The sequence below is a fragment of the Pedobacter sp. UBA5917 genome (assembly GCF_002432345.1).
Lineage (GTDB): Bacteria > Bacteroidota > Bacteroidia > Sphingobacteriales > Sphingobacteriaceae > Pedobacter.
In genome coordinates this window covers 1-19,939 of the sequence record NZ_DJDT01000268.1, presented here as the reverse complement: position 1 = coordinate 19,939, position 19,939 = coordinate 1, and the positions used below count along the sequence as shown (strand labels likewise).

Sequence of the window (19,939 nt, the reverse complement as noted above, 5' to 3'; positions counted from 1 at the left end):
TCGACTCCCTTCGGCTCCACTGAAAAGCCTGAAAATCTTAAATTTTCAGGCTTTCTTTATTAAAAATATCCTCACATTTATTGGTTCATCCTAATCAGCGCATGGAAAATGGATGTTAGAAAAGATAGCGATATTGCAAAATTATCTGCCTTGGTTAAGGCTCTCGATAAAAAATTAAATTGATCAATTAAATTTGCAAAAACTTTGCTCACATTTTGGCACAGGTATTAGCAGGACGCTAGGATGAGTACGATTAGTAGGTTCATTTTCGTTTCCCAAACATTGAAAACCCAAATAAACCTAAACCAAAAATACCGATGATAAATGAAGATATAAATTCTATTATAACACCCTCTTCAGGAAATAAAACCATATCAATTCCTGCCAGGTATCTCATTTCGACTATTTGACCAACACGGTGGTCCTCACAATATTTCCCGGAAATTTGCTTCGAGAATACTTTGCTGCCAAAACTTAATTTCATCATCCATTTTACTTTTGTACCATAACATAAAGATGGTTTATCAATGATTTTCATTTTAACAATTTCTCCGTTTTTAAGAATTTTAAATTTGTTGAATTCATTCTTTATAAAAAAAATTGATCCAATTATTAAAATTACTCCAATTGCCGGGTATATTTTCTTCATTGTATTGGGAATTGCTTATGCCAAAATCATTATTTTCACTACCGAGACCCTGCTAGGTTTAGTTGTAATGAGATATTAGATCAATAAATTTCGGGGCGTGCATTGTACTTATAAATTTACTATATTTTCAATCATCCGATAGCCCACACTTTTAACAATAAAGATCCTGACAATAAACATTATCAAAATAAAAACAATGAAAACTGCTATATAATAATCTTGCGTATAAGCCAGTAAAGCAATTGCAATCGTTACATAAACTTCCAATTGCAATGAGATATAAAAATAAAACACAATCTCTTTTGCTTTTAAATTGATCTGAAACTTCCCTCCATCTACCCTGTAATATGATTCAGTTTTTGAACCAAATCTCCAAATACAGTACTTAAATTCAACGTTATTCCCATCTTGTTCTGTAATCTGGTATCCTGGTTTATCCACTTCCGATAATATATTTTTGATCAAATCAGACTGTGACAATTTTATAGTGCGTATTTGTTTTTTATATTGTATTTTAAACATATAAGCTAATATGGAGTTATTTAAATTCTGATGTTGACAAGACCTTAAAATCACTTTGAGATTATTGAATCATAAACGAATCAACGATTAAGGTATATAATCTATCATTTTTATACCGTTCAGCATTTTGTCTATTTACAATCACTATACCACTATATTCTGTTTCTAAAACATCGAACCCGTATTTCACCCCATTTTTCATTACGATTGTTAAATCGAAATAACCAAAGTTGGCTTTAGTGTTAGTCTCCTGTTCAATATGTTTCAAACTGTTTATTTCATTGATAAAGATTTTAAACCTGTTTATATTCAAAGAAATAGTTTGCTTTGAGCCTTTTTTATTCGTTTTATCTATAATTTCTATACGGGCAACATCGTTTTCTTTTAAAAGGACTAATTCGATTTTATGGCAGGAATAATTAATCGATATAAATAAAAACGCTAGGATAAATATTCTTAATCTGCCTATCATAACACAGTTATATCGTTTACGTTCTATTAATTTATATAAGCTTTAGTTATTGAAATTTTAAACAACAGTTTGGTCTTAGCGAGACACTAAGACCAGTAACACACTTTTATTTCCACCCTAATGCAGGCGCAACATGTTCTAAAATAGAAGATAACACATGGATGTTATAATCTACCCCTAAAGTATTCGGTATGGTTAACAACAGCGTATCTGCTTCCTGTATGGCCTCATCATTGGCCAGTTCTTTAATCAGCAGATCGGGTTCGGCGGCATAGCTCCTGCCAAACACTGCTCTTTTATCGGCCTCTATATAACCAAAGCTGTCATCCCCTTTTCCCTGTTGGCCAAAGTAATACCTATCCTGATCGTTAACGATTGCAAAAATCGAACGGCTTACCGAAACCCTTGGCTCACGCCCGTGGCCTGATTTTTTCCAGGCTTCTTTGTATAACCTGATCTGTTCGGCCTGTTGGATATGGAAAGGTTTGCCATTTTCATCAAACTTTAATGTAGAACTCTGCAGGTTCATACCATTTTCTGCAGCCCATATTGCAGTGGCGTTTGAGGCTGCTCCCCACCAGATACGATCCCGTAATCCATCAGCATATGGCTCAAGGCGCAACAGGCCCGGCGGATTAGGAAACATGGGATAAGGATTGGGCTCTGCAAATCCCTCGCCTTTCAATTTATCCAAAAACTCCATGGCTTTCCGGCGGCCCATATCTGCATCGGTTTCCCCTTCTTTAGGCTCATAACCAAAGTGCCTCCAGCCTTCTATTACCTGCTCTGGCGAACCCCGGCTAATACCCAATTGTAAACGGTGTCCGGCAATGAGATCGGCAGCACTGGCATCTTCTACCATATAAAGTGGATTTTCATAACGCATATCGATTACACCGGTACCGATCTCTATGGAATTGGTTTTTGCCCCGATTGCAGCAAGCAACGGAAATGGCGAGGCCAACTGACGTGCAAAATGATGAACCCTGAAATATGCCCCGTCTAAACCTATTTCTTCTGCCGCCACAGACAGATCGATGGATTGCAGTAAAGTATCGCCGCCAGTACGGGTTAAATATGAGGGATGGTCAGACCAATGCCCGAATGATAAAAATCCTATTTTTTTCATCTAATTGCTTATTTAACATCAAATTTAAAGATATGGCTTCATATCTATCTGATGAGCGCATCATAAAAAAGCGATATTCAGGTCATATTCCGGTTTGCTTTCTGTATTGGTGTCCACTCATTTTTAGCTGAAGGCAGATTTGGCCTGAAATTTTAATCCGAAAGATCACTTACTGCAAAAAGAAACCATTTTTCACCTTTTTTTTCAAAAACCAGTTTTTTTTCATAACCTGTATCTTCGATTACAAACTTCATTTCAATTTTTGATGAATCAGTAATCTTTTTGGTATGCATCATTTTTGGCTCTTTTAACTTATTTAACCCAATGTGGGGTAAATCACTTTTCGAAATATAACTTATGGTATTGGGATCACCTTCATCGTCCAAGGATTCATATTTAAGCGGAAATTCGATCCTCGAATGTTGAAAAACAGAATCGGTATCAAACTTCTTGAAAAACTGATCAAAACTTTCCTCTGCATGATCTGGAACAGTTTTAAGATGGGTTGTTGTTGAAGAATCGTTTGTAATTTTTCGATCTGCGGTATTAATTTGGCCGCATCCGAATGCAAAGATTAAAATGCTTAGAACATATCCTGGTTTAATCATATTTATAGGCTGCAATTATATGGTGTACGCAATTAATAAAGATAAACAATGGCTTTATGTATCTCATTACGATCTCCCATGTGTATTACCGATTACTACAGTAGAATCGGGGTTGCGGAGTAATATGCTATTTTCATCGAGTAAGGCCCTTAAAGTTTTATCGGGCAACGAATCAAGAAGAATATTTTTTAAGTAATAATTCCGCTGTTTGCTGCCCTCATCCAATCTGATAATTTTGCATTTACAGCTGCTGTTTTCGATGGTGTTCAGGATTTCTTTTGTTGAACCGAAATTACTCTGTTTAATATATACCTCACGGATACCGATCACATCATTATATTCGCCCGTATCGAAATTCCAGGAAGCAGAAATCACACTTTGATATTTTTTCTTGTCATCAAGTCGCATCAGCGATAACCTTGGCGATTCTACCGTATCCCGATCGTTGGATACATAAGAATGCACTGAAACAATATCTTTGCTCTCAAACTGCATATAACCCTTGTGGTTAAAGTTCGCACCATAACGTTTAAATACAAAATAACCATCTTTAAAACGCACATCAATTACATTGGTAACTACCTGATGGTACCTATTTTTCTCCGAACGGCGTGCCTGCGGACTCCCGATATACACTAGCCAGGTACCTACCAACTGGTTTACTTCGGCAGGCGTAGGTTGGTAAACCCCGATTTTCATATCATCGGTAATGGTTTGTAGCTTATCAGAAGCCCGGTAAGTATAAAAAGCCAGAGATAAAAAGCATATAAAAAGTACTATAGCAGCAATCCGCCAAAAACCAGGTCCAAAAATACCCGGAGTTTTTTGCGTATTCAATCCATTTTGTAACGTTTGTTCCTCAACCAGGTTGGTATCTACCGGATTTTCTTCGAAACGCTTACGTCCTACGCCATACAGATAAATATAGCAGGCGTCAACCAGAAAAGACCGTGGATTCGATACCATACCGTTACAGGCATCTTTAATCTGTCCGCCGGTAATATCATATCTTAAATTAGGATAACTTAAATTGTTTTTATTGCGATCAGGCGCATATTCCTCATGCCCTAAAGTTTCAGCAGTTACAGGCAGGCGATTGCTGATTTCGCTGAGCATTTTGGCAATCTCCTCATAGTTTTTGCGGTTCGTATTCCGTCTTACCTCGTTACCGGTAATCCTTTCGTACTTTTCAAATACCTGGGTGAGTAGATAAACAATTTCCTCTTTACCTGTTTTGAGATTCATTTTTTTAAATTCCTTTTTTGAATTTACGTTAATATCTGATTACGCAATTAACAAACATGAACAAAATATTGCGTAGCCACAAATTATTTCAATCAACATCAGGGCTTATATTCAAGTATTCACAGAACCAACAAACACATACAAATAAATGAATATCAGTAAATTAAATAAATTTCGGAAATTTTACTACCGGTTTCAGAAATCATTTATGATATTTCTAAATGCGATCTGATTAAGAATTGTGAAAAAACCCACCTTAATTAGTGTAACCAAATAGCGGTACAAATGCATCCCTTTTGGACGGATGGTTATTGAAAATTCGATAGCCTGAAACCATGAGCATTTTACGGCAAAAATAACTAACCAAACCAAGAGCAATTATTATGAGAAAATCAATCCCATTTTCTATTTTTTTTATCGAAAAACACGTCATCTCGACTGAAGCGTAGCGGAATGCCCGCCTGCTACGGGCAGGGAAAGATCTATCTCGAGATAGATTTAGCTTCGCTGAGCCTTCGGGTTCTCGACTACGTTGCACTCCGCTCGAAATGACGATGCTCATAATACCCTCACGCCCTCAACCACTGAAAACAGAACCAAATTAAAACCAAATATGATAAAGGATTACTTAACTAAAAAAACGTATTGGAGTATTGTGAGCGCCTCCAGGCCGCTCCTGCTCGCTTTACTGCTCAGCGCATTTTGCATGGTGCCGGCATTTGCCCAGCAGCTGGTTACAGGTACGGTAACCGATACCGACAAAGAAGTGCTGGTAGGTGTTATTGTACAGGTTAAGGGCAAAAACAAACCTGCCACAACCAACAGTGAAGGAAAATTCAGCATAGAAGCCAAAACGGGCGAAACCCTTGTTTTTTCTTACGTGGGTTTTACTCCCCGCGAAATTTTTGTAGGACAGAACAATAAAATTAACGTAGTGATGGAATCGAACATTGCCAACCTCAACGATGTAGTGGTGGTAGGTTACGGAACGCAGAAAAAATCAGACCTTACCGGTGCCGTTGCTACGCTGAATACAAAAATTTTGGAAGAACGGCCACAAACCAACATTGTAAACGCATTACAGGGGGCAGTACCTGGATTGAATATCTCTATCACGGGTTCAAATGCCGAAGGTAGCTCTTCGGTAACCCGCATCAGGGGGGATAAATCCATCACCGCTGATGCAAGGCCGTTGATTATTTTAGACGGTATCCCTTTTGATGGCGCATTTTCTGAAATCAACCCTAACGATATCCAATCGCTTGAGGTACTTAAAGATGCTTCTTCATCAGCCATTTATGGTGCAAGGGGTGCAAATGGTGTAATTATCATCACCACTAAAAAAGGGACCGAAGGAAAGCTGAGCATCAATTACGATGGTTTTGTTTCTTTCGATAAAGCCATCAATATTCCACAGATGATGGATGGCGAAACCTTTTGGAAATATAAAATAGAAGCGCTTAAAGCTGCCAATACCACCACACCAACGCCTGCCAATCCGGAGCCATGGTTAGGTACCATTACCCCTACCGAGCTGAGGATGCACAATGCAGGTCAATCTACCAATTGGATCGATGTAGCTACGCAGAATGGCTTTAAACAACAGCACAACCTCTCTTTTAGCGGTGGCAATAAAGGCACCAAATTTTTCGTTTCCTTTAACCATTCCAATACAGAGGGTGTAGCAATGAACGATGAGTTTACAAGGGATAATTTCAGGTTTAACCTCGATCAGAACCTTACTTCGTGGTTAAAGTTCTCTACCAATACCCAAATGGGCCGTTATGTAAGGGATGGCTGGCCACCTGATTTCGGAAGGGCATTCAGGATGAACCCACTTTCTGAAGCTTATGATGCCAACGGAAACATCAGGCTTTCCTCATGGGAAGATTCGAGCGTTGCCTTTGCCAAAAACCCTTTAAGCGCCATTAACGAACTTAACAGCGATAAAACGGTTAAAATTATCACCAATAATGCTTTCGATATTACGCTGCCGTTTATTCCGGGTTTGAGCTACAAACTGAATACCGGTTACACTTATCAGGCCAACAATTATAAAAACTACAGGGGAAGAAATACCTATGAAGGTGCCCAATCAAACGGCGAGCTCAATACCAGTTATACAGAAAACAACGATTGGATTTTAGAGAATATCCTAACCTACAAACACGATTTCGGCAAACACCGCATTTTTGCGACCGGTTTGTACTCGGCACAGAGCAAGGTGAACGAAAACAATTCGGTAACCGGAAAAGATTTTCCAAATGATGTGATGTATTACTATCAGGCCTCAAAAGCGGGTGTATTATCCGGCACTTCATCTTATTCTAAACTGAACCACGAATCGCAGATGTTAAGGTTAAACTATTCGTACGATAGCCGTTACCTGTTAACAGCAACGGTACGCCGTGATGGTTTTTCGGCATTTGGAGAAAATACAAAATACGGAATATTCCCTTCAGTAGCATTGGGCTGGAACATTTCGAATGAGGAGTTCTTTAAAAAATCATCTGCATCGAATGTGCTTTCCAATTTAAAATACCGCTTATCGTGGGGTAAAAACGGTAACGAGGCTGTAAATGCCTATGTAACCTTACCAAGTTTGGCCACTTTTAACTACCTGAGCGATGATCATAAAGCACTTTATGGCTTTTATCCGCTGCAACTGGCTTCACCAAATTTAGGTTGGGAAACTACTACTTCTTTAAATACCGGTTTGGATTTCGAACTGTTTAAAGGCAGGATTACAGGAACATTTGATGCTTATTGGTCTAATACTTCCGATCTGCTTTTAAGCCGTACCATCCCATCCATCAACGGTACCAGTTCAGTTACCGAAAATATCGGTAAAACCTCAAACTCAGGCTATGAGGCACAGTTAACCTTCAATATTTTCCGTACCAAAGATTTCAGCTGGTCATCAACCCTTAATTACTCGCATTACAATACCAAAATCAAGGATGTAGGTATTTACGACCAGAATGGCAATCCAATTGATGATGTAGGTTCGAGGTGGTTTATCGGTCAGCCCATCAATGTAAACTACGATTATGTTTTTGATGGCATCTGGCAAATCAGTAACCCCGCTAATCCTACCGGACAACAGGATCCGCGTTATATCTACTCTATCCCAGGCAACGTAAAATACCTGGATGTTGATGGTGTAAATGGCATTACCACTGCTGATAGACAGCTTATCGGTCGTACCATTCCTGATTTTACCATGAGCATGTTAAACTTCTTCAGTTATAAGGATTTTACCTTTAGTTTCTTCCTCAATGGTGTTAAAGGCATTACTGCAAGGGATGTATTATTGAATGAAAATGATATGTCGTACAGACAAAACGTACTGAACCGCGAATTCTGGACGCCCGATAATCCGATCAATACCTATCCAAAAAACGACCTGAACGGTGCAGTTAATCCATTAAAATCGGGCTATTACCGTAAGGCTGATTATATCCGTTTGCAGGATATTACACTGGGTTATAAAGTTCCGGCTAATCTGTTAACCAAAATACGCCTGGAAAGATTAAGTGTTTTTGTAAACATTAAAAACCTGGCCACATGGACCAGCTGGAAAGGCCTCGACCCTGAATTTATAGGAAGTCAGCTTGCTGCACCACAGGTGAGGTCGTATGTAGTGGGCTTAAAAGTAGGATTGTAAATTATTTAGACGTACAACAATGAAAAAGTTAATCTATATTTTGATAGCCATCATGCTGTTTAGCATCGGAGGCTGTAAAAAAGAATTTCTGCAGGAAGAACCCCGTGATAATACCTATGCAGATAACCTGTTGGTCAATTATACCGGTTTTAAAACTATGGTAACGGCTCTGCAGGGCATGATGCGCCATGAATACCGTCGTGTTGATGCTTTTGGAGGCTTCGGAAGTTTACCATTGGTGCAGCAGAGTATGTGGAGCTGTGGCGTTGATAATTCATGGAGTAATAACTCGCACAGTTCTTTCAAATTTATGTATTATCCAAAAAATATCGATCAAACCGATGCCGAACCATTTAAAGCCACTTTCGAATGGCTGTACCGCATGGTTACCACTTCGAACATGATCATTAGCAGAGCCGAATCGCCATCGGTAAACTGGGGAAGCGGAAGTAAGGACGAGATTGTAGCCACGGCACGTTTTTTCAGGGCCTGGGCCTATCGCCACCTCACCTACTCTTTTGGAGCAGTACCGCTGGTTACCGAAGAAATTAACGGGGTAAACTACCGCAAAGACTGGGACCGCACGCCTGTTGCAGAAATACGTGCAGTGATGGAAGCTGATCTAAAATTTGCCGCCGAAAAACTTCCGGCAAGGGCCGCTTCAAATACCGCTGTTTCGGGTGCATTGGCCCGCCATTATCTTGGTGAACTTTACCTGGCCATGGATAAACCACAGGAAGCTAAAAATGCTTTACAGCCATTGGTAGAAGGTGCAGCCTATAAGCTGATGACTACCCGTTTTGGCTCAAATGCCACTAAACCAGGCTGTGCCTTTATCGATGTATTCCGTTCACCATTTTATTCGCAAGGAAACCAGGAAGTACTTTATGCTTTTGTTAATACCGAACCGGAGGTAGAATCGCATGGTACCTCGGCCATTTACATCAAAAGCACTTATAAAAACTATTATTCTAATGATGTAGTAATCCGCAGGAGTAACCTAAATGCTCCCGAATATGTAAGTGGCGCCGTAACCCTGCCACAGATATTCTGGCTGGTAAACGGCGGAAAAGGTGCCGGCAGATGTGTACCTTCATTAGGTGCGCTCCGTTTGTATAATTACAAAAATCAGGGCACTGTTGACGACAGGATCTCGGATTATAGCATGGTCTGGAAAATTTACGAAAAAAATGCCGCTGGCAATATTGTAGAGTTTTTATCGGGTGGTAAAACACCGATCGATACCACTTTAACCACCGCTATGCTGGATGATAATCGCACCACCATCCAAAACTATAAATGGCCAACCACACGCAAATGGGATTATACGCAAACCATTGCTTCGAGGGGCGATGCAGACGAATCGTACAATGACGTATCCTATCTGCGCCTTTCCGATACCTACCTGCTTTATGCAGAGGCCCTGTTCAAATTAGGCGATATGGGCGGTTCGATTACCTGGATCAATAAAGTGAGGAATCGCTCTAATGCCGTTTCCATCACCACTACTGATTTAACCACCGGTGGATTGGATTTCATTCTTGATGAACGTAGTCGTGAGTTATTATCAGAAGAAGAACGCAGACATACTTTGATGCGCGTAAGTCAGGAAAAAGGTGGCGATGAAAGGGATGTAAACAATTATTTCAAACGCCGTACACGGAAATACAACGAAATAGCAGGCCGCAATGCCAGGGGAATGAACGATTACGACACTCCGGTGTTGTTCCCGCTTCCACAAGATTTTATCGACTCCAATACCGGTCGGAAGCTCAAACAGAATCCAGGTTACCATTGATAAATGGTTGGGCATCTATTATAATTTGTCATCCTGAGCTTGTCGAAGGATCAGGCTAGATTACGTGCAAAGCGTTTCGACAAGCTCAACGTGACAAAATGCATTAATAGCATAACGATCTCATTAGTCAAGAAAAACATAAACTAAAACAGAAATAAGTTGAGATATTTAAAAACACTATACGTACAGGTATTAATTGCCATCGTGCTTGGCGTAATTGTTGGGTACCTTTACCCTTCATTCGCACCATCGGCCAAACTCATCAGCGATACCTTTATCAATATGATCAAAATGATCATTGCACCTGTTATTTTCCTGAGCATTGTAATCGGGATTGCAAAAGCGGGCGATATTAAAAAAGTTGGTAAAATGGGTTTAAAGGCAATTGTTTATTTCGAAATCATCACCACCATTGCCATTATCATCGGTTTGGTTATCGCCAACATCATTAAACCGGGCGAAGGGGTTGAAAAACCCGTTACCGCAGCAGCACAGGCTGTACATGGAGCAGAAATAGACTGGAAAGAGTTTATTGCCCACATTGTTCCCGGCAATATTGTAGAAGCATTTGCCAAAGGGGAAATTGTGCAGGTACTGTTTTTCGGTGTTTTGTTCGCCATTGCCTTGAGCAAAATGAAATCAGCTGGCGATAGCGTAATTGCCGGTTTCGAGAAAATTAATCAGGTATTGTTCAATATCCTCCACATCGTGATCAAAGTGAGCCCTTTAGGCGCTTTTGGTGGAATGGCCTACACCATCGGCAAATTTGGTTTTGCCACCCTGGCGGTTTTGGGCAAATTGCTCATCACTTTCTACATTACCGGTGCTGCCTTCATTTTTATTGTACTTTATCTGGTACTAAAAGCAAACGGATTTAGTTTATGGAAACTTTTAAGGTATATCAAATCCGAATTATTGATTGTACTCGGATCGAGTAGTAGCGAGGCTGTTTTACCCAACATTATGGAAAAGCTGGAAGCCGCCGGCTGCGAAAAAAGCGTAGTAGGGCTTGTAGTTCCGGCAGGTTATAGTTTTAACCTCGATGGCACCAGTATTTACCTCAGCTTAGCTGTCGTTTTCCTTGCCCAGCTTTTTCATGTAAACCTCACTCTTGGGCAGGAAATCACCATTATCGGCATCTTGATGCTCACCAGCAAAGGCGCTGCAGGTGTAACAGGAAGTGGCTTTTTAGTACTTACCTCTACCCTAACTGCCTTAAAAATTATTCCGCTCGAAGGTTTGGCCCTATTGGTGGGCGTAGATCGTTTTATGAGTGAAGGAAGGGCCATCATCAACGTAATCGGCAATACCATTGCCACATTGGTGATTGCCAAAAGTGAAAAATTAATCGATGTTCAAAAATATTTAGCTACAGTAGAAAACCCTGAAAAGAAGTAATGAGCATGATACAGATCGAAAATACCATTATACACCAACAATTGCCTGCCGACGAGCTTATTGAAAGGGCATTATTGGCAGAAGGAAAACTGAATGATACAGGTGCCTTATGCATCAACACTGGCACTTTTACGGGTAGAAGCCCCTTGGATAAATTCACGGTGGAAGATGAGTTGAGCATATCGCTTACCGATTGGAAAAGTGATTTCAATATTCCTTTAAAAGCGCATTATTTTGTAGTGCTGAAAGAAGATTTACTGTCTTTTATAAATAATCAGCATGAAATTTTTCAACGCGTATGTTATGCAGGTGCACACGCCGATTACCGTTTAAAGATCAACGTAATTACGCAAAGCGCTTCGGCCAATCTGTTTGCCTACAATATGTTTTTAAGGCCTGATGAAATTTCTGAAGGAAATATTATAGGCGAATGGACGGTTATTCAGGCACCCGATTTCGAGGCAGATCCGGCCAAACACGGAACGCGGTCGAAGAATTTTTCGGTAATTTCTTTTGCTAAAAAAATGATCCTGATCGGTGGTACAGGTTATACCGGCGAAATCAAAAAAGGAATTTTTACCGTACTCAACTTTTTAATGCCTTCTAAATATAATGTATTGAGTATGCATTGTAGTGCCAATATAGGCGCAGAAGGCGATACAGCATTATTTTTTGGCTTAAGCGGCACAGGCAAAACCACTTTAAGTACCGATCCGCAACGATGGCTTATCGGCGACGATGAACATGGCTGGAGTAAAGATGCTGTATTTAATTTTGAAGGTGGTTGTTATGCCAAAACCATTGGTTTAAACGCTGAACATGAACCCGAAATCTTCGCCGCCCTACGCCATGGTGCATTGGTAGAAAATGTAATTTTTAAGCCAAATAGCGACGAAATCGATTTTAACGATAGCAGTATCACCGAAAATACACGCGTAAGTTACCCTATTTCATTTATCGATAGGATTGCCAAACCATCGGTGGGCGGAATCCCCAAAAACATATTTTTCCTCACCTGCGATGCTACAGGTGTATTGCCCCCCATCAGTAAACTCAGTATCGAACAGGCTGAGTATTATTTTTTAAGTGGTTATACTTCTAAAGTCGCGGGAACGGAAACTGGGATAAAATCGCCAAAACCAACCTTTAGTACCTGTTTTGGCGCACCATTTTTGCCTTTAAACCCAAATGTATATGCCGAAATGCTGGGTACAAAACTAAGGGAACACGAAATTAAAGTCTGGTTAGTGAATACCGGTTGGTGCGGTTTACCTTTTCATCAGGGTAAACGCATCAGCCTTTCGCACACACGGAAAATGGTAAATGCAGCATTAAATGGACTGCTGGATCAAATGCCTTTTGAAGTTTTTCCATTTTTTGACCTGGCCGTGCCTATCCAGTGCGAAAATGTACCAACGGAGATACTTAATCCTTATAAAACATACCAGAATGACAGCGATTATTTGGAACGCATGAAAAAACTGGCCAACGATTTCGAAAAGAACTTTACACAATATGCATCAACCGTACGGAGCAGCGTGATAGCCTGTAATCCAACATTCAAATAAAACAGAGTCCTCATGAAAAAAATAAAATTGCTGATCGTTTTCTGCTTTTTCTTTGCCTCTCTAACTATGGCGCAGGAAAAGCACCGTTTTTTTGACGATGTACAGACCATAAAAAGTTACGATAAAATTTATGCACCTGCAGCCAATCCCATCCTCTTTATTGGCAGCTCATCGATCAGGCGCTGGAGCAACCTGCAAAGCACTTTTGGCACCTATAACGTTTTAAACAGGGGCATCGGGGGTGCGGTAATTGATGACGTTACCTATTACCTCGATGATCTTCTGTTTGTTTACCAACCAAGGCAGGTGGTTGTTTATGTGGGCGAAAATGATATACCTATCGAAAACGAATCGCCCGAAATCATCCTCGAAAAAACCATTGCCCTGTACAAAGGCATCCGTGAAAAATTGCCAGATGTACCTATCATTTACATTTCGTTAAAACCGAGCCCTATAAGGGATAAGTTTCAGGCAAAGTGTATGGCCACCAACAAATTGCTGAAAGCCTTTTTCGAAAAAGAAAAAAACACTTCATTTGCAGATGTTTTTACACCGATGTTAAAAGACGGCAGATCGCGGCCCGAACTATTCGTTTCCGACATGCTGCATATGAAACCTGAAGGGTATAAAATCTGGGAAAAAGTACTGAAACCAAAACTCCTTAAACCCACGAAGTAATGAAATGGCATTTCTTAATTTTTCTACTCTGTATTGTCGCCACAGGTAAAGCACAGCAGGAATTTAACCTTTACAGCGGAAAAATCCCCAATTCGAAAGGATGTGAGGTAAAGGAAATATGGACAGAAGAGAATGGCAAACGTGGTACGGTAAAAAAAGTTACCGTGCCTACTTTAAAGGTTTTTATGTCTCAAAGTACCGGCAATAATCGTCCGGCAGTAATTATTTGCCCGGGTGGTGGTTATGGCAACCTCAGTATTTTCGATGGTGGTTATGAAACAGCTGCCGAGCTTAGTAAAGCCGGAATAGTGGCTTTTGTATTAAAATACCGCATTTCAGATAGTTTGTGTAATAAAAACAATGGATTAATTGCCCTTCAGGATGCCCAACAAGCGATTTATCTGGTTAGAAAAAATGCAGCAAAATATGGTATCGATCCTAACAAAATAGGTTATGTTGGTTTTTCGGCCGGAGGGCATTTAGCAGCCATGGCTTCTACCCATTACAACGATAAACAGGTAGATTCGGAAATCAGTTTAAGGCCCGACTTTACCATCCTTGCCTACCCCATTATCAGTTTCCGCGATTCGTTAACCGCACCGGGTTCTAAAACAAGGGTTAATCTATTAGGGAAAAATGTAACGCAACAGCAGATCAGGTGGTATTCGCCAGAACTTAATGTGGATAACCAAACGCCCCCGGCCTTTTTAATCCATGCTTCAGACGACCGGACGGCACTTGTAGAAAACAGCCTGAGTTATTACGAAGCTTTGCATAAAAGAAATATCCCTGTCACCATTAAAGTTTACCAAAAAGGTGGACATGGTTTTGCCAACTATAACAAAGCAGAAGACGATCATTGGTTACCACAAGCGGTAAAATGGCTCAAATTGAATAAATTCTTGAATTAAGTTTATTGATAAATCATTTCTGCTAAACTTATACTGTCCACAAGCGGACAGAAAATGTACGATAATGAACATGCTCAACCCTACAATACAGATAAACCCTTATTTTTTTAAGCAAATAGACCGTTAAATCCCTTTGGCACATGCTTTGGACACATAGATCAAAAAATGATCTACCTATGTTCGAGTTAAATCTTAAAATCGCATTCCGCAACCTCTGGAAAAACAAAGGTTTCAGCCTGATCAATGTAGGTGGTTTAGCAATTGGCTTGGCCAGTTGTATGATTTTGCTGCTCTACGTTAATTACGAGTGGAGTTTCGATAAGCAGTTTAGCAATTACGAAAAAACTTATGTGGTTTATAACAATATCAAAGCCAGCGATAAAATTTTCAGTGTAGATTTTACGCCAGGTGCAATGGCCAGGGAGGTAAAAACAAAACTACCGGGTATTGCCTATGCTTCGCATTCAGGCTCTTGGGGCAATCAATTAATCAGTTACGGGCAGAACAGGTTTAAAGAAAATGCGATGGCTGCCGATCCGTCTTTTCTAAAAATACTCGATTATAAATTCATCAAAGGAAACCCAAATACAGCCTTAAACGCACCGAATACTGTAATACTGACGAAAACCCTCGCGAACAAGTTATTTGGAACCGAAGATCCCATCAATAAAATTGTAAAATTTGATAATAAGGAAGAATTAAAAGTCGAGGCCGTTATAGAAGATGTGCCGGCCAACAGCAGCATTCGTTTTGATTACCTTTTACCCTGGTCGTTTTTAGAAAAAATATCGCCTGATGCAAAAAATATCAATTGGGGCGATAACTCATACCTTACCCTCATCCAGTTAAAGGATAATACCTTTTTCGATAGCGTAAATTCAGCCATGAAAGGTATCTTCAGGCAGAATGACAAAAACAGCAATTCTGAAGCTTTTTTACACCCTTTAGCCAAATTACACCTGTACAGCGATTTCGAAAATGGCAAATCGGTTGGCGGAAAAATAGACCGTTTACGGATATTCCTCATACTTGCTTTCTGTATTTTATTGATTGCCTGTATCAACTTTATGAATTTAACTACAGCCCGGTCGGGTAAAAGAGCTAAAGAAGTTGGCGTACGTAAAGCCATTGGTTCAACACGGGGGGCACTTTTCAACCAGTTTATTTTAGAAAGCATGGTACTTTCCTTTATCGGTACCGCCATTGCATTTATCCTGGTCGAAATCTCTTTGCCATATTTTAACCAGCTGTTGGGTATCGAGCTGTTTATACAGTACCACAACTGGCAATTCTGGCTCGGGCTTTTTGTACTCATTTTCTTTACCGGCCTTTTAGCGGGCAGTTACCCAGCGCTTTACCTTTCCTCATTCCAATCGGTTAAAGCTTTAAAAGGCATTAATGTAAATACCGGTTCCGGATTCTCAATACGCAAGGTTTTGGTGGTTTTTCAGTTTGTATTTGCAGCCTGTATGATTATTTTCACCACCTTTATCTATCAACAGCTCAATTACATTAAAAACAAACCTATCGGCTACGATAAAAATAATCTGGTCCAGATAACCCTTCAGGGAAACCTCGATAATGAGCAGAAACTGGAATTGTTAAAGGATAAACTGTTAAAATCAGGTGCTGCAAGCCATGTTACCTTTTTTAACGCCGATATCAATTCGAACAGCAGAAATACCTCTGATATTTACTGGCCGGGCAAAAACCCAACTGAAAGCATATTGTTTAATTATCGTTCGGCAGGTACCGATTTTGTAGCAACCATGGGTACTAAAATACTGACTGGAAGAGAATTTTCTATAAAATACAACGATTCTAACAAGGTAATCATCAATGAGGCCGCTGTAAAAATAATGGGACTGCAAAATCCGGTTGGTACAAGCTTAAAATTCTGGGGTAATCCCGTTACGGTTGTTGGCGTAATGAAAGATTTTGTTTCGGCATCGCCCTACCAAAAAGTAATGCCTATGATCATTCATCCAATAGCCAGGTTTAAAGCAGAAGTGGCTTTGGTTAAACTCAATAACAGACAGAATATCAGCACCTCACTTGCTGCAATAGATAATATTTTCAAAGAAATAAACCCTGATTTCCCGGTTGAACGTAATTTTTTGGATGAATCTTTCGAGAAAAAATTCGCTGACGAACATTTGCTGGGCACTTTATCAAACTGGTTCGGTGGTTTTGCGATATTTATTTCCTGCCTGGGTTTATTGGGTTTAGCACTTTACATGGCCGAGCAACGCAAAAAAGAAATCAGCATCCGTAAAGTACTTGGTGCAAGCATGTACAGCATCCTGAATTTGCTTAACAGGGATTTTATCAGTTTGGTAATTATCGCCAACCTCATTGCCTTCCCATTGGCCTATGTTATCATCAATAAATGGCTTTCGTCTTTTGATTTTAGGATAGGCATATCGGTATTTCCATTTGCACTGGCCACCGCACTATCGCTCGTTATTGCGATGTTAACCGTTAGTGCACAATCGATAAAAGTAGCTACCACCAACCCCACAGATGCGCTGAGGAACGAATAGCGGATTTTAAAACCTTCATCAGCATTTATTGTTTGAATTGTTTAATTTTGCACTGTGAGCAAAAGAGAAAATATCGACAGTTTTTACCAACGCATTAAATACCCTGTACTGGAGCGTTTATCGCCCGATCATCCCCATATCAATATTTTTGAGCGGGCTGCATGTGTAGGTATAGTACCCTATTCGCGGAGGGATTATTATAAAGTTACGCTCATACTCGGTAAGGGCACACTCGAATATGCAAATAAAACGCTGTATATCGACCGGCCAGCTTTAATGTTTTCTAATCCGTTAATCCCTTATCACTGGCAACCTGATGTGGGTGAACAACTGGGCTGGTTCTGCATATTTAATGATGCTTTTGTAAAACAACGTGATGAATTGTTAACAGACCTTCCCATGTTCCAGATCGACACCGACAAAGTATTTTTCCCTGATCCTGAAAGCGTTAAAGAGATTTCGCTGTTTTTTGAGAAAATGGTTGAGGAGAATAAGAATAATTATCCGCTCAAACAGGATGTATTGCGCAATTACCTCCATCTCATTATCCACCATGCGCTAAAATTAAAGCCGGCACATAACTACAACCATGATACTAGTGCTTCTGCCAGGATTACTTCCATGTTTTTGGAACTTCTGGGCAGGCAATTCCCCATCGACTCGAGGCAGCATGAACTTAAACTGAAATCGGCCAAGGATTTTGCAGATCACCTATCGGTACACACCAACCATTTAAACCGTGCAGTGAAGGAGGTTACGGGTAAAACCACAACCGAACACATTGCATCGCGAATTATGCTCGAGGCAAACGAACTTTTACGACACAGTAACTGGGCCATTTCAGAAATCGGTTATTGTTTGGGATTCGACTATCCCGGCTATTTCAATACATTTTATAAAAAATATTCGGGCAAAAGCCCTAAAGAGATCCGAAAGCCGGTTGTTTGAATTTTAGAATTATTGGTTTGAATACTTTTATTTCCGAAACAAGCACTACCCTATCTTTGTTTCATAATTAAAGGTTATGAAATACAGAAAATTAGGAAATACAGACATTGAATTATCTGCTCTAGGATTGGGCTGCATGAGCATGAACCACGCCTATGGCGAGCCTGATGATAACGAATCGATCGCTACATTGGAAAAAGCGCTCGAACTGGGCATCAATTTTTGGGATACCGCGGATATTTATGCAAATGGTGCTAACGAAGAGTTGGTGGCAAAAGTTTTAAAACCGAATCGTCAGAAAATTTTTATTGCCACCAAATTCGGTTTCGAGCTAAACACCAACGGAAAATATACCGCATTTAACGGTTCGCCTGCATACATGAAAAAAGCCGTTGAAGACAGTTTACGTCGCTTACAAACCGATGTAATTGATCTTTATTATGCCCACCGTATTGATCCCAATGTCCCCGTAGAGGAAATGGTTGGTGCCATGGCTGATCTGGTAAAAGAAGGAAAAGTACGTTACCTGGGGCTTTCTGAAGCATCAGCCAACTCGGTTAGGCGTGCACATGCTATACACCCGATAAGTGCTTTACAAAGTGAATATTCATTACTTACGCGCGAGGTAGAAGCCGAAATATTGCCGGTATGTAAAGAACTGGGCATATCATTTATCCCTTTCAGTCCATTGGCCAGGGGTTTGGTAACCAACACACTTGATGTAAGCACTTTAAAAGATGGCGATTTTAGAAAAAGTCTTCCACGTTTTCAGGAAGAACATGCCGAAAATAATAGGGGATTAACACAGGAGTTTGCCGAATTGGCTTCCGGCAAAAACTGTTCGGCCGCGCAACTGGCCATTGCCTGGGTACTTGCCCAGGGCGAAAATATTATCCCCATCCCCGGTACCAAACGCAGAAAATACCTAATTGAAAATGCAGGAGCTGTTGATGTGGATATTACAGCCGATGATCTTGCAAAAATTGAGTTATTGCTAAAAAAATACCCTGATACGGGCGAACGTTATAGCGAAGCCAATAATAAGTTTGTAGATAAGAATTAATTATACAGATATATTTCGAAAGCCCCGATGTAAATTGGGGCTTTTTTTATTAGAAATAGCTTAAAAAAATTAGAACTACACACAAAAACTGGTTTCGTGTAAATTTTATCAATAAAAACCTACAAACAAACAATATTTAAACATACATTTTCGATTTCATGTAAAATTCTGATAATCAACATTATTTAACAAAAGGAATATTAATTGCTTATCTATATTTGTTCCATATCCCACATAAACTAATGATTTATATTATGATGGGAAAAATTCCACAGTATTTTAACACACCTGAACTTTACAGTTCCCAAAAACATTATCCTATTTTCCTGATTATCCGCCCAAATCCTCCATCTGTCAGGATCTAATTTGTGCTGCTCAAATATCGTCGTCTATTTAACCTATTCTAAAAAAGGTTTTGCTCCATAAGGCCATCAAGACCTAATAAAAATCTTGTAAGATCAACCAATTAACTAACTATTAACTAACAAACCAATGAAAGCACAATTTTTAAAATCGAAAACAGGCTATGCAATTATTCTTTTCGCAGGCCTGGCAATCGCCATCAGCTGTAAAAAGAACAATACAGACAACGAAGCGTTGCAGAACCAAACCCAGCTTACCAAGGATGAAGAAATAGCCATCGCAAAAGCAGGCTTCTCTCCTGATAACGCCTTTAAAAAGGATGGTGGCTACCTGGTAGAAGGAGATATTTTTCTAGATGCCAAAAATATCGCCGTTCA

16 protein-coding genes are annotated in these 19,939 nt (G+C 39.9%); 10 read left to right on the top strand and 6 right to left on the bottom strand.

Translation table 11 applies throughout. From position 1 onward, the window contains the following. Nucleotides 1–262 precede the first annotated feature (262 nt). The 6 genes from B2V92_RS18255 to B2V92_RS18230 form a co-directional block, all read right to left on the bottom strand. Entirely contained in the window at nt 263–649 is a 387-nt protein-coding gene (locus B2V92_RS18255; protein WP_293310863.1) for a hypothetical protein, read from the bottom strand. A gap of 108 nt (nt 650–757) precedes the next feature. Beyond that, nucleotides 758–1,171: a hypothetical protein gene (locus B2V92_RS18250; protein ID WP_293310861.1), complete on the bottom strand. Its 414-nt coding sequence runs from the start codon at nt 1,169–1,171 to the stop codon at nt 758–760. Between the two features lie 61 nt (nt 1,172–1,232). Then, a complete protein-coding gene (locus B2V92_RS18245) occupies nt 1,233–1,643 on the bottom strand; it encodes a hypothetical protein (RefSeq protein ID WP_293310859.1) in 411 nt (136 codons plus the stop codon). Between the two features lie 106 nt (nt 1,644–1,749). Further along, nucleotides 1,750–2,772 carry an LLM class flavin-dependent oxidoreductase gene (locus B2V92_RS18240; RefSeq protein ID WP_293310857.1) on the bottom strand — a complete coding sequence of 341 codons (1,023 nt, stop codon included), beginning with the start codon at nt 2,770–2,772 and terminating at the stop codon, nt 1,750–1,752. Nucleotides 2,773–2,924: 152 nt separating this feature from the next. Next, nucleotides 2,925–3,380: a DUF4348 domain-containing protein gene (locus tag B2V92_RS18235; RefSeq protein ID WP_293310855.1), complete on the bottom strand. Its 456-nt coding sequence runs from the start codon at nt 3,378–3,380 to the stop codon at nt 2,925–2,927. A gap of 66 nt (nt 3,381–3,446) precedes the next feature. Next, a complete protein-coding gene (locus B2V92_RS18230) occupies nt 3,447–4,625 on the bottom strand; it encodes a hypothetical protein (RefSeq protein ID WP_293310853.1) in 1,179 nt (392 codons plus the stop codon). A gap of 613 nt (nt 4,626–5,238) precedes the next feature. On the opposite strand from B2V92_RS18230, the gene B2V92_RS18225 reads away from it, so the two are divergent. The 10 genes from B2V92_RS18225 to B2V92_RS18180 form a co-directional block, all read left to right on the top strand. After that, complete coding sequence (locus B2V92_RS18225; RefSeq protein ID WP_293310851.1) at nt 5,239–8,292, top strand: SusC/RagA family TonB-linked outer membrane protein; 3,054 nt, start codon at nt 5,239–5,241, stop codon at nt 8,290–8,292. 19 nt (nt 8,293–8,311) lie between these two features. Beyond that, a complete protein-coding gene (locus tag B2V92_RS18220; RefSeq protein WP_293310849.1) occupies nt 8,312–10,090 on the top strand; it encodes a RagB/SusD family nutrient uptake outer membrane protein in 1,779 nt (592 codons plus the stop codon). A 159-nt stretch (nt 10,091–10,249) separates the two neighbouring features. Continuing rightward, nucleotides 10,250–11,488 carry a C4-dicarboxylate transporter DctA gene (dctA, locus tag B2V92_RS18215; protein WP_293310847.1) on the top strand — a complete coding sequence of 413 codons (1,239 nt, stop codon included), beginning with the start codon at nt 10,250–10,252 and terminating at the stop codon, nt 11,486–11,488. A gap of 5 nt (nt 11,489–11,493) precedes the next feature. Then, complete coding sequence (gene pckA, locus B2V92_RS18210; RefSeq protein WP_293310845.1) at nt 11,494–13,056, top strand: phosphoenolpyruvate carboxykinase (ATP); 1,563 nt, start codon at nt 11,494–11,496, stop codon at nt 13,054–13,056. A 12-nt stretch (nt 13,057–13,068) separates the two neighbouring features. After that, nucleotides 13,069–13,734: a GDSL-type esterase/lipase family protein gene (locus tag B2V92_RS18205; protein WP_293310843.1), complete on the top strand. Its 666-nt coding sequence runs from the start codon at nt 13,069–13,071 to the stop codon at nt 13,732–13,734. Next, the gene (locus tag B2V92_RS18200; protein WP_293310841.1) at nt 13,734–14,645 is read left to right on the top strand and encodes an alpha/beta hydrolase; all 912 of its coding nucleotides are present in this window, start codon (nt 13,734–13,736) and stop codon (nt 14,643–14,645) included. The genes B2V92_RS18205 and B2V92_RS18200 overlap by 1 nt, the downstream gene beginning before the upstream one ends. Before the next feature lie 176 nt (nt 14,646–14,821). After that, a complete protein-coding gene (locus B2V92_RS18195; protein ID WP_293310839.1) occupies nt 14,822–17,188 on the top strand; it encodes an ABC transporter permease in 2,367 nt (788 codons plus the stop codon). Nucleotides 17,189–17,242: 54 nt separating this feature from the next. Beyond that, nucleotides 17,243–18,136, top strand: coding sequence for a helix-turn-helix domain-containing protein (locus B2V92_RS18190; RefSeq protein WP_293310837.1), 894 nt, complete (start codon nt 17,243–17,245; stop codon nt 18,134–18,136). A gap of 76 nt (nt 18,137–18,212) precedes the next feature. After that, a complete protein-coding gene (locus B2V92_RS18185; protein ID WP_293310835.1) occupies nt 18,213–19,199 on the top strand; it encodes an aldo/keto reductase in 987 nt (328 codons plus the stop codon). A 492-nt stretch (nt 19,200–19,691) separates the two neighbouring features. Further along, nucleotides 19,692–19,939: hypothetical protein (locus B2V92_RS18180; protein WP_293310833.1), on the top strand; the 248-nt coding region annotated here is incomplete at its 3' end.